The sequence below is a fragment of the Gammaproteobacteria bacterium genome (genome assembly GCA_022340215.1).
Lineage (GTDB): Bacteria > Pseudomonadota > Gammaproteobacteria > JAJDOJ01 > JAJDOJ01 > JAJDOJ01.
Map to the genome: position 1 here is coordinate 1 of JAJDOJ010000157.1, position 10,984 is coordinate 10,984.

General features: G+C 62.8%; 14 protein-coding genes. 4 read left to right on the plus strand and 10 right to left on the minus strand.

The window, feature by feature from the left end:
- Positions 1-649: restriction endonuclease subunit R (locus tag LJE91_11140; protein MCG6869248.1), on the plus strand; the 649-nt coding region annotated here is incomplete at its 5' end.
- A 93-nt stretch (positions 650-742) separates the two neighbouring features.
- Positions 743-1,054, plus strand: coding sequence for a putative addiction module antidote protein (locus LJE91_11145; protein ID MCG6869249.1), 312 nt, complete (start codon positions 743-745; stop codon positions 1,052-1,054).
- A 35-nt stretch (positions 1,055-1,089) separates the two neighbouring features.
- On the opposite strand, the gene LJE91_11150 is transcribed toward LJE91_11145, so the two are convergent.
- The 9 genes from LJE91_11150 to LJE91_11190 form a co-directional block, all read right to left on the minus strand.
- Positions 1,090-1,329 (minus strand): ATP-binding domain-containing protein, encoded by a 240-nt coding sequence (locus LJE91_11150; GenBank protein MCG6869250.1) that lies wholly within the window; start codon positions 1,327-1,329, stop codon positions 1,090-1,092.
- A 242-nt stretch (positions 1,330-1,571) separates the two neighbouring features.
- A complete protein-coding gene (locus LJE91_11155; GenBank protein MCG6869251.1) occupies positions 1,572-1,961 on the minus strand; it encodes a PIN domain nuclease in 390 nt (129 codons plus the stop codon).
- Positions 1,958-2,161 carry a type II toxin-antitoxin system VapB family antitoxin gene (locus LJE91_11160; protein MCG6869252.1) on the minus strand — a complete coding sequence of 68 codons (204 nt, stop codon included), beginning with the start codon at positions 2,159-2,161 and terminating at the stop codon, positions 1,958-1,960. Before LJE91_11160 ends, LJE91_11155 begins: the two co-directional genes overlap by 4 nt.
- A gap of 127 nt (positions 2,162-2,288) precedes the next feature.
- Entirely contained in the window at positions 2,289-3,452 is a 1,164-nt protein-coding gene (locus tag LJE91_11165; protein MCG6869253.1) for a calcium:proton antiporter, read from the minus strand.
- A gap of 2 nt (positions 3,453-3,454) precedes the next feature.
- Positions 3,455-3,925, minus strand: a complete 471-nt coding sequence (locus LJE91_11170) for a DUF3124 domain-containing protein (protein ID MCG6869254.1) — start codon at positions 3,923-3,925, stop codon at positions 3,455-3,457.
- Positions 3,841-4,572 (minus strand): GyrI-like domain-containing protein, encoded by a 732-nt coding sequence (locus LJE91_11175; GenBank protein ID MCG6869255.1) that lies wholly within the window; start codon positions 4,570-4,572, stop codon positions 3,841-3,843. Before LJE91_11175 ends, LJE91_11170 begins: the two co-directional genes overlap by 85 nt.
- Positions 4,569-4,778 carry a hypothetical protein gene (locus tag LJE91_11180; protein MCG6869256.1) on the minus strand — a complete coding sequence of 70 codons (210 nt, stop codon included), beginning with the start codon at positions 4,776-4,778 and terminating at the stop codon, positions 4,569-4,571. Before LJE91_11180 ends, LJE91_11175 begins: the two co-directional genes overlap by 4 nt.
- A gap of 81 nt (positions 4,779-4,859) precedes the next feature.
- Entirely contained in the window at positions 4,860-5,141 is a 282-nt protein-coding gene (locus tag LJE91_11185; GenBank protein MCG6869257.1) for a hypothetical protein, read from the minus strand.
- A gap of 180 nt (positions 5,142-5,321) precedes the next feature.
- Positions 5,322-8,207, minus strand: a complete 2,886-nt coding sequence (locus LJE91_11190) for an adenosylcobalamin-dependent ribonucleoside-diphosphate reductase (GenBank protein MCG6869258.1) — start codon at positions 8,205-8,207, stop codon at positions 5,322-5,324.
- Between the two features lie 55 nt (positions 8,208-8,262).
- On the opposite strand from LJE91_11190, the gene LJE91_11195 reads away from it, so the two are divergent.
- Positions 8,263-8,649, plus strand: a complete 387-nt coding sequence (locus tag LJE91_11195) for a hypothetical protein (protein MCG6869259.1) — start codon at positions 8,263-8,265, stop codon at positions 8,647-8,649.
- Positions 8,650-8,704: 55 nt separating this feature from the next.
- Here the strand turns inward: LJE91_11195 and LJE91_11200 are convergent, their stop codons facing one another.
- Entirely contained in the window at positions 8,705-9,775 is a 1,071-nt protein-coding gene (locus LJE91_11200) for a PA0069 family radical SAM protein (protein MCG6869260.1), read from the minus strand.
- 496 nt (positions 9,776-10,271) lie between these two features.
- Between LJE91_11200 and LJE91_11205 the strand changes: the two genes are divergently transcribed.
- Complete coding sequence (locus LJE91_11205; protein MCG6869261.1) at positions 10,272-10,556, plus strand: RNA-binding protein; 285 nt, start codon at positions 10,272-10,274, stop codon at positions 10,554-10,556.
- The last annotated feature ends 428 nt before the right edge of the window (positions 10,557-10,984 follow it).

Consider the following 10,984-nt stretch of genomic DNA (forward strand, 5'->3'; position numbering starts at 1 on the left):
GACCGAGGCCGACATCGAGCTTCCCGATGTGCTCACCGACCTCCAGGACCGCACGCAGCTCACCCGGCGCAGCATCCAGCGCATCCTCTCCCGAAGCGGGCGTCTCGATGACTTCAGGCACAATCCGCAGCAGTTCATCGATCTTGCGGCGGAGGCGATCAACCGCTGCAAGCGCCTCGTCCTGGTGGACGGCATCAAGTACCAGCGCCTCGGTGACGAGAACTACTACGCGCAGGAGTTGATCGAGCGGGAGGGGCTGACCGGCTATCTCAAGAATATGCTCGCCGACACCCGAAAGTCCGTCTACGAGCACGTCGTCTTCGATTCCGATACCGAGTCGGCCTTCGCCGACCGGCTGGAGAAGAATAGCGACGTGAAGGTCTACGCCAAGCTGCCCGGTTGGTTCACCGTACCGACCCCGCTCGGTGGCTACAATCCGGATTGGGCGGTGCTCATCGAGGACGATGGCGCCGAAAGCTTGTTTTTGGTGGTCGAGACCAAGGGCAGCCTGTTCGCGACCGACTTGCGACGCGCCGAGGGCGCGAAGATCGCCTGCGGCAAGGCGCATTTCAGGGCGCTGGAGGTTGGTGAATCGCCGGCAAGGTACATGGTGGCCAGCACGGCCGACGACTCGATCAGCCGGGTCTGAGTGGAGGACAGATCGATGGCCTTATGGATGGTTCGTGCGGGCAGGCACATTGCACACGTGTAGCCTGATGGCTACACTCAAGCCATCGATCCCATGAGCAAAACTATCACATCCAAATATGACGTTTCCGAACACCTTCGCACCCCCGAAGAGATGGCGGCCTATCTGGAAGCCTGCATGGAGGAAGCGGACGGTGATGCAGCTTTCATTGCAAAAGCGCTTGGCGATATCGCACGTGCGAAAGGCATGTCTCAGATTGCGCGGGACGCGGGAGTGTCCCGTGAAAGTCTTTACAAGGCACTCTCAGGAGAGCGAATACCAGGATTTGATACGGTTGTGAAAGTAGTCTCTGCGCTCGGTCTGAAGCTTCACCCGGAAGTCGCACCGATCCCGGATGAGGAATAGGCCTCATTCAAGGGTTTGGCCGCCACGATGTTTCCTCACGACGGCGAGGGCAACTCGCCGTTCGTCAGGAGATCGACCCGGACCGAGGCCCGCGTGAGGCAGCAGTACAACCGGTGTTGCCATCGCGTCGTTTCCTTCCCTTCGGTGTCCACGTCGACGACGATCACGGCCGGCGCCTGTTGTCCCTTGAACCGGTAGATGCTCTCGAACACAATGCCGCCGTCGCTGAGGATCTGGTTTCCGTCGCGGTCGTATTCCCCGGTGAAGCTGCGCAACGGCAGCCCACCGACGTCCGCGTGGTCATCGAAGATCGATGAGGCGATGCCGCCGAACGACAGGACGACGATGTCGTCGTTCGTGAAACCGGCCCTTCGCAGCGTGTTGACGACCTTGTTGACGATGCGGGATTGTTCCTGGGGATACCGGTAGCGGTGTTCCGTGACGCCGAGGCCGGGCAGCCGCTTCCCCGTCCCGAGGCGATTGATCCGAAGGTGCGCCTGAACCCGGCCCCTTGCCCCTATACCGCGTCGGTTCGCAGGGTTGTATGTTGCGCCAGGGTGTCGAAGTCCGCATCCCTGTGCAGGATGGGTACGTTACCGCGAATGGCCACCGCAGCGATCAGACAATCGATGAGCTTGCGCGCGGTGGACCCCCGTTGGCGACAGGTTCGGTAGAGTGCGGCTGCCGCATCGTAGTCCACCGGTTCTATGGGAAGCGTTGATGCACGGGCCAGGAGCCGGCGCAATTGCTGAAGATGTTGCTCGTTGCGGGCACCTGCGAGCACTTCCATGCGAATGACGTCACATGTGGCGATCTCGACAGCCAGAAGGTCGTCGACTCGCTGACAGATGGGAGAACCGGTATCGCGTAAAAACTCAACCCAGGCAGAAGTGTCGACCAGAATCACGGGCTTCGATGGGTGCGTATCTCCTCAAGGTCGCCCATCCAGCCGGTGCCTCGCAGTTTTCTGGCCTCGTCGAGTCCGAGCGGCTCCGCGGCCAGTGTTCGTAATGCAAAGTTGATCGCGTCGCGTTTTGTGGCCAACCGGTACCGGCGCATCACAGTTGAGCATGCTTCATCGTCGATATCTACGTTTGTGCGTGTCATACACAAACGATACACCACATCGCTTCGCGCCCGCAAGATACGTGTGCTTCACCTCGAGGCGCCGCTCGAACCCACGCAGCCACCACGGAGGGGGGAGCGACGCACCGGTCGTGATTCGTGATTGAGTTCAGTCGAAGATCAGAACGACGTAGGTGATGAACAGGACGCAGTGGACGAAGCCATGCAGTACGTTGGTCCGTTCACTGGTGAAATTCACGATGGCCACCAGATAGGTGAACAGCAACAGAAAGCCCTCGGGCGCTTCCAGACCGAGTTCGACGCGATTTCCGGTGATCAGGCCGATGGCGAGGACCGCCGGGATGGTGAGCCCGATGGTCGACAGCGAAGACCCCAGGGCGATGTTCATCGTTCGCTGCAGGCGATTGGCCAGGGCGGCCCGGAATGCGGCCATTGCTTCGGGCGCCAGGACGAGTATCGCGACCAGCAAGCCGCCCAGTGCCTGGGGCGCCCCCAGGGTCTCGATCCCGTGGTCGACCAGCACCGCCATCTTCTTGGAGAGCAGGACGATGGGCAGCATCGTGATCGGGAGCAGGAGCGCGTGAAACGCCAGGGAGCGCACCGGCGCGTCGCTATGGTCCTTGCCGGCGGTCGCGCCGTTCGACCCGGTCTGGGGGGGTTGCTGGAAGAAGGACTTGTGGCGAAGCGTTTGTATGGCGAGGAAGACGCCGTACAGGCTGATCGACATGATGATCAGGTAGCCCGCCATCAGGGGGGAGACCTCCCCGCCCGGTGCGGAGGTCGTGTAGCGGGGGAGGATGATACCCAGGCCGCCCAGAGGGATGATGACGGCCAGATAGGCGGATGCGCCCTTGAGGTTATATAACTGCTCGCCGTGACGCAGCGCCCCGATCAGAAGCGCCAGGCCGACGATGCCGTTGAGCACGATCATCAGCACCGAGAACAGCGTGTCGCGCGCCAGCGTCGGATTGTTATCTCCGTTCAGCATGACCGCCGAAATCATGACGACCTCGATGCTGATCACGGAGATCGTGAGTATCAGCGTACCGTAGGGTTCACCGAGCAGCGCCGCCAGGCTGTCGGCGTGACGCACCACCGTGAAGGCGAGCCACAGCATGACCGCGAACAACCAGGCGAACAGGACAAGGTAGTGCACGGGATTCGACAGATCGACCAACCAGGCGTCGCCGAACAGCAGGAAGACGAAGGCCGTCGCGATCCCTGCCCACACGGCCATCTCCGAGCGGAACGCACCGGCAGGCTGGCGATCGCACCCGGCATCCGTCGAGGGTCTTTCCGTACCCGACGACATCGCTATTCGACCCGCTCGGCGAGGGGTCGCCCGAGACTCTTGAACGAGATGTTGCCTGCGGACCCGCCAACCATCACCGCCTCGACAATCGGTTCGTAGACCGGCTCGTCGGCGCGCCACGCGAGGATGAAGTTGGCCCCTGAACCGCCCCGGGTGTCCGGTTTTTCGACCAGAAACTCCATGGTCTCCAGAGGACCCAGGCGCAGGCTTCCCTCGACATACTCCTGAACGAGATCGCCTTTGGTGCCGTAGTAGCGCAGTGACGTGACGGTGATGGCACGTTCCGGACCCGAGTTCCTGATGCTCAGCAGGGTCGACAGCAGTTCAGGGTCGCCTTCGCCGACGTAGATGTGCGAATACACGGGGACGTAAACCGTCTGATGATCGGTCAGGTCGATGGCAATGGCAGGAGGATCTCGGTGATCAACGCCTCGGGTGGCGTATCGGCGGGATTGTTGAGGTAACGTTCGTATCCCATGGGCGTCTTCTTCGTACGCACCTTCCGGTTGCGGCTTGCGTTGAAGGCGGCCGACCAAGCATTACCCAGATGATCGTAACTGCCGGTGTGCGTCACGCGAAAGACGCGGCCTTCGGGCAACGCTCCGGTCAGGAGCGGCGCTGCCACCTCGACCTCCCCGGAGACCGGAATCGCCGAGACGAATCGGGTCCGGGTCGACACGATATCCATGTGGTGATAGACCGCGAACGGTGGCGAGTCGATCGCCCATTGTCTGTCCTTCGCGAGTTCATAGAGCTTTGAGTCGTCTTGCTTCATTTGCGGTCCGAGTTCGGTCAGGGTGCATTCGTGTTCGATACCGACAAAGCGTTGCCGCTCGATACGGGATTCCCCGTCGATGGACAGACTCGATGGCACCGACCCTTTCTCGACATAGTCCTTCAGCATCGTGAGCCCGCGATCATAGTCCATGCCGATCCAGGCCTTCATCTTGGTGGTCATGAAGAACAGGAAAAAAGGCAGCTTTCCCCGCATGTGCCAGGTCACCCGGCACCCCCCATCCTCGGGGGCCAGCTCGAAGGCGACCTTCGCCTGCGACTTGAACGGGCGGATGAAGTGCAGATCCATATCGAGGCGCTGCGGGGACACCGAGGTCAACCTCATGCCGCCGGCGCCGACAAGGTCGCCATATCCCGGTCGTAGCTCGCCCCGGGCTCGCCCTGACGGTCGCTGTAGACCAGGCGGGTCTCCGGCTCCATGATCAACCAGGGTGACCATCCCGGCCATTCCCGGTAGTCTGCCAGCGCAGCGTGCACCTTCTCGGTAGGTGCTACGATCACCTTCGAGCGTGCGACGTGATACGCGGGCATGCTTCCTCCAGGCAGTCAGGATCGGGATGGAACCGGATGACTCGACATGCTGCGATTCGATGGCCGCATGAAGGTGGGTCGTTAATCGCCCGCCTGTTCGTTCTCGAGCGCTTTCCGGGTGATTTCGTGGTAGAGGTGCACCATGCGCGCCGCCAGTGATTTCCATTCGGGGTGCCGGTCGCACAGAGGCTTGACGGAGCTGGCGTCCCGTAGGGCCTCATCGAGAAACTCGATGTCGAACTCGTTCAATCTTTCGCTCCGATCCACCTTTTCCTTGAGCGCGAGAGCATAGGGAAGTCTCTGGCTCTCCAGCCGCATCACCAGCACCTCGATGAGGCCCTCGTCCCCGGAAGAATCTGTCATGTTGACTCCCGCCGCAACGGTTGAATCGGTCCCCGCCAGATAAGGAGTTCGAGGTTCCTTGAACAGGGATCGGTTTCGCATCCTGCCTCAAGTATGCGCACACTGATCGGGATTGGAAAGATCGCCCGGGTTGCACTTTGTGGCGGATCGACCGCCGGGGAGGCTGCGCGCCTCGCGGGACTAACCACAGCTACCCGTCGCGCCGCAGGCGGTGCAGAAATCGCAGCCATCGCGTCGGGTCATGGCGTAGTTGCCGCATTCCGGGCAGACCCTGCCGGGCAGGACCTCAAGGGCTCCCGCCGCACGCATTTCCCCGGAATCGTCGTCCGGGCGCCTGCGGTTGGCGATATCGACGACGACCCCCATGTCCACCCAGGGATAGCCATCCTCGTCGAGAATGTCGAGCATGGCGTAGCGGTGAATCATCAGGGCGACCATGTAAGCCACCGTCGAGGGGTAGTTTATCTGCTTCGCGCTGACCGGCACACGGCCCAGAAAATCGCCCCTCGGTTCCGGGTAGTCCCGCAACTGCCGCAGCTTGCCGCCCACCCAGGCCGGGTCGACGATTCGCATGTCGAATGAGAGGATCTTGCACAACCCGTCCAGCGCCCGCGGATAGACGCCCGACAACCAGACGGAATAGGGTCGGCGTGTGCCGTCCGGCATCAACAGCTCCTTCATCCCCAGGACGAAGTCGTCACCGGTCGCCGGATTGAAGATGTCCACGGTCCACGAAAGGGTGCCCCCGGTACCCGTCTTCGGCTCCTTTTGCGACATGAGAGCGTCCAGCACCGGGGTCTGCGACAGGTCGTCGAACGCCCCGAGCGCCTCGCAGCGCGTGTACACGATCCGGGCGAAGCCCGCGACCAGACTGGGAACCCGAACCGGGTTCTCGCCCAGCGCGAGGTCGAACGCATCGTCGGAGGACAGCTTCATGAGGCTCTCCAGCTTGGCCTTGAGCCATCCACGATCATTGGATCGCATGTCCATGCTGAGCGACTTGGCCAGTGCCCCCAGTCCCCGGGGCTGCTCCGCACCATTGACCCAGACCTCGAAGGGGTGGACCCCGCCGTTGCCGATGTGACCGACGAAGACCGCGAAGTGATGACCCAGCGGGTGGTCGACCATGTAGGTCCATGCCGGATTCCCCCCGGGGTAGCGGGGCCGCTTGCGCCATCGCAGGCTGGCCAGGGCCGGGGAGGGCAGGGCCTTCAGCCGCACCCTGCGGTCGGGGTCCGATTCGTCGAAATGGTGTGCGTCCGCCCCTGAGGACGTGGACAGGACGGACCCTGTCACGGCGTTGGGCCGGAATGTCGCAAGCCCCTTCACACCGGCCCGCCAGGCTTCGATGTACAGCTGCCGGAACGCCTCCCAGGGATAGTCCGCGGGCACGTTGACCGTCTTCGAGATCGACGTGTCGATCGACGGTGCGACGGCCGCCACCATGCGAAGATGTTCGCGCGCCGGGATCGACAGCGCATTGACGAAGCCGGACGGCAGATTCCCGACCCGGTCGTCGGCATCGGATTCGATCGTGATCCCGTGATCCGCGGCGAGTTGCCGGTAAAGCCGCAGGGCGTGGTCCTCGACGAGGTATTCCTCGCGAGTGTCGTCCGCGGCGCGTACCCGTCGCCGATAACGCCAGGCATAGGGTGGTTCGATCCCGTTGGAGGCGTTGTCCGCGAAGGCCAGGCTGATCGTGCCGGTCGGGGCGATACTGAGCAGGTGACTGTTGCGAAGACCGTGGGCCCGGATCGCCTCTCGGACCGCCGACGGTAGCCTTTCGGCGAACCCGGAACCGAGATACCTGTCGGCATCGAACAGGGGAAACGCGCCCTTTTCGCGCGCCAGGTCGACGCTGGCCAGATAGGCGGCGTCGCGCATCCGCCGCGCGATCTCCGCGGCCGTCGCGCGCGCATGGTCGGTGTCGTAGCGCTGGCCCAGCATGGCCAGCGTGTCGCCCAGTCCTGTGAACCCCAGGCCGATCCTGCGCTTGGCCATGGCCTCCTCACGTTGCGCCTCCAGCGGCCAGACGGTGACATCCAGCACGTCGTCAAGCATGCGAACGGCGATCGTCACGACCCGTTCGAGGCCGGAGAAATCGAATGAGGGATCGCCGTCGAAACCGAAGGGGTTGCGCACGAATCGGGTCAGGTTGACGGAGCCCAGGCAGCAGCAGCCGTAGTCGGGCAGTGCCTGTTCCCCGCAGGGGTTGGTCGCCTCGATCGTTTCCGCGTACCAGAGGTTGTTCTCACGGTTGATGGTGTCCAGGAACAGTACGCCGGGCTCGGCGTGATCGTAGGTGGAACGCATGACCTGGTCCCACAGTTCGCGGGCGCGAACCGAGCGATAGACCCAGACGCCGTCCGGGCGCTGCAAGGCGTTCGGGTGATTGGAGAGATCCGGCTCGGCGGGGTGCACCAGTTCCCACTCGCCGTCGGAGTCCACGGCGCGCATGAAGTCGTCCGTGACGCCGATGCTGATATTGAAGTTCGTCAGGGAACCCGGGTCGTCCTTGGCGTGAACGAATTCGGAGACATCGGGGTGGTCGCAGCGCAATACGCCCATCTGCGCGCCCCGCCGGGAACCGGCTGATTCGATGGTCTCGCACATCCGGTCGAAGACCCGCATGTAGGAGACGGGGCCGGAGGCGCTGGAATGGGTCCCCTTGACCCGCGCGCCTCGGGGACGGATGCGGCTGAAGTCGTACCCGACGCCGCCGCCCCGGCGCATGGTCTCGGCGGCTTCACGCAGGGCCACCATGATCCCGGGCTTGCCATCGATGGTCTCGGAGACGGAATCGCCGACCGGCTGCACGAAGCAGTTGATCAGTGTGGTCCGCAGCTCGGTGCCGGCGGCGGCATTGATGCGCCCGGCCGGGATGAAGCCGTCTTCCATGGTTTGACGAAATACCGGTTCCCAGCGACCGGGCTCGGTCTCAGCCGCCGCAAGCGCACTCGCGACCCTGCGACGCACGTCGGAGGCGGTTTCCTCATCCTTGCGGGCGTACTTTTTTTTCAGTACGTCGAGGGAGATTGCCTGCGGTTGGAGTCGGTCGTCGGTCATCGGTCATCTCGCTGCTGGCGGCAGATCGTACGTCGGTGGAAGCGATTCGAGGTCATTGCTCGCACCCCTGTCCCCTTTCCTCATTATGCACGATATCCCGCGTGACACGGCTAAATGGGGCTTTCCGATCACCAGCGAGTCCGGCGTGCGCAAGAACGGCCGGGTCGTCGGCAGGTTCTCGGAATTCGAGACCACCACGTTCTACTGGAGCTCGGGTAGCGGGGCTTTCGAGGTCCACGGCGATATCCGCCGCAAGTACATGGACCTCGGCGGGCCAAGGGGTGAGCTCGGTTTCCCGCTTTCCGACGAAAAAGTGACCTTTGTCGTCGACGTCTGGGACAGCGGTCCCGGCGGTGACGACCACCTCGGCAAGTACACCAAGGTGCTGGACATGACCAGCGGCACCGAACGTCGAGCCCCCGGACTCGGCCCGACTCCCTGACCGGGATCGAACTTCGGGCAACAGGCCCCGGCGTCGCCGGGGCCTGAACACCAATTCAGAACAGGGACAGCTGTCCGCCGTGCCCGGGCGGGTGAAACCGGGTGCAATCCAGTTCCAAGGCTTCGCTTCGATATCCCAGGCGTCTGCTCGCCAGGTCGAAGCGTTGGGCCAGTATATCCGCGATGGGTCCCTGACCGCGCATGCGCCGGGCGAAGGTGGGATCGTAGTCCTTTCCGCCGTGGAGCTGCCGCACGAGGTTCGTCACGTGTCGCGCGCGGTCCGGGAGGTACGCTTCCAGCCATTCGCGGAACAACTGCTTCAGCTCATGCGGCAGGCGCAGGACGACATAACCGGCGGTTTGAGCCCCGGTGTCCCGGCAGGCATCGAGGATGCGCTCCAGCTCGGCATCGTTGACCGCCGGAATCAACGGCGCCACGAGAACGCCTACGGGCACACCGGCGGCGCTCAGCCGCCTCAGCACCTGTAGTCGACGATGCGGGGCGCTGGCGCGCGGTTCCATCCGGCTGGCGAGCCGGTTGTCCAGGGTCGTCACCGATACCATCACCTGCACGAGCCGATGCCCGGCGAGTTCCGACAGCAGGTCCAGATCACGCTCGATCAAGGCTGACTTGGTGACGATCGATACGGGGTGATGGCACTCGGTCAGGACTTCGAGCAGCTCCCGGGTCACGCCAAGGCGCCGCTCCGCAGGCTGATAGGCGTCGGTGTTGATGCCCAGTGCGATGGGTGAGCAGCGGTATCCCGGGTGCGACAGCTCCTCTCGGAGGCGTTTGGCGGCATCCTGCTTGTAGAACAGGCGGGTCTCGAAATCCAGCCCCGGCGACAGACCCAGGTAGGCGTGGCCGGGGCGCGCGAAGCAGTAGACGCAGCCGTGTTCGCAACCCCGGTAGGGATTGATCGAACGGTCGAACGGAACGTCCGGGGAGTCGTTGCGGGTAATGACCGAGCGCGCGCGGTCCGGGGTCAGCGTGGTGGCGACAGGGGCGGGGCCCGCCTCCCGATACCAGCCGTCGTCCTCCCGCCGGTGTTCCGTCGGCTCGTATCGGCCATCGGGGTTGCTCAGGGCGCCGCGTCCCTTGCGCCGTCCTGTTTCAGGCGTGGACACGGTTTTGGACGGATATGACGCCTGTGAATCCCATGATCCGAATCTGGATATCTGCTCGACGCATGTCGGTTGACTGCATTTTACCCTTCCAGACGTGGAATTTGTCGCACAATACGAGATCGCTCGGATGCCGATCCCGTCGCCCACGCTCACCGCACGGGCGCGGTGAGCCCGATCCAGCGCTCCGGGTCGGCGCTGTCTCTGAATATTCGTTTCCACATGCTGATTCTATAACGGGCATTTCAGTCATTCCCGCGAGTGGGTGCCAGGGCATCGCGTTGTCAGGCGGCTCAAGCGTTCGACCCAGTGCGTACTCGGGAGCGAGATCAAGGCCTGGTAGCGTATCCCACCAACGACCGGAATAATTCCGGCCGGCGGGGTGTGCAGGCCCCAAAAAACCTCTATACTCGCTGTGCTGTTCAATATCGCTTCTTTCGAGTCTGCTGGCATCGTGCCTACATCCTCTTGAGCGGTAATACAACCTTTAGGAGGTACCATGGGCAGAAAACTTTACGTCGGCAATTTGCCGTACTCAGCCACCCAGCAGACGCTGGAGGAAACATTTGGCCAATGCGGAACGGTCGATTCGGCCAATGTGATTACGGATCGTGATACGGGTCAGAGCAAGGGCTTTGGATTCGTCGAGATGTCGAGCAGCAGCGAGGCACAGAAGGCAATCCAGGAACTGAATGGCACTAGCCTCGACGGCCGCGAAATCAAAGTCAATGAAGCCAAGCCGAAAGCTCCACGGGACAACCGTGGTGGCGGCGGTCGCTGGTAGCGAGCCTGCTTCTGGGGTCGGTCGCAAGCAGACGTAGACCGAATCGCGATGCACAATATGAAACCCGGCCTCGCGCCGGGTTTTTTGCTTTGCGAATTGCCCGCTTTGGACGAACGCAGTCGTTCAATCCCTCATCAGGATTCGAGTTGATCTGTGCCAGATGGTGGGTTTGTCGCGTAGTGAAAAGGACAAACCAGGGCAGAGCGTCGAGGTTCACGTTTCTCCGCCGGACAGCTCGATACCGACGGTCTTTCCACCCAACCCAACTCAGTTTGTCGCCGAACAGGGCCGTAAGGCGATTGCCGGAAAATGACATACCAGATCGCGCCGGGTGAGCTGCGAAGCAGTGAACGGCTTGGGCAGGAAGCCCAAGACCGGTGCCCAAGCAAAGCAGGGACAGCGCCGCGCCGGGATCGTTCGTCATCAAG

Excerpts from the sequence above, each read along its gene's own strand:
- LJE91_11145 (MCG6869249.1), top strand. The coding sequence starts at position 743 with ATGAGCAAAACTATCACATCCAAATATGACGTTTCCGAACACCTTCGC.
- LJE91_11160 (MCG6869252.1), bottom strand. The coding sequence starts at position 2,161 with ATGACACGCACAAACGTAGATATCGACGATGAAGCATGCTCAACTGTG.
- LJE91_11165 (MCG6869253.1), bottom strand. The coding sequence starts at position 3,452 with ATGTCGTCGGGTACGGAAAGACCCTCGACGGATGCCGGGTGCGATCGC.
- LJE91_11175 (MCG6869255.1), bottom strand. The coding sequence starts at position 4,572 with ATGAGGTTGACCTCGGTGTCCCCGCAGCGCCTCGATATGGATCTGCAC.
- LJE91_11180 (MCG6869256.1), bottom strand. The coding sequence starts at position 4,778 with ATGCCCGCGTATCACGTCGCACGCTCGAAGGTGATCGTAGCACCTACC.
- LJE91_11185 (MCG6869257.1), bottom strand. The coding sequence starts at position 5,141 with ATGACAGATTCTTCCGGGGACGAGGGCCTCATCGAGGTGCTGGTGATG.
- LJE91_11190 (MCG6869258.1), bottom strand. The coding sequence starts at position 8,207 with ATGACCGACGACCGACTCCAACCGCAGGCAATCTCCCTCGACGTACTG.
- LJE91_11205 (MCG6869261.1), top strand. The coding sequence starts at position 10,272 with ATGGGCAGAAAACTTTACGTCGGCAATTTGCCGTACTCAGCCACCCAG.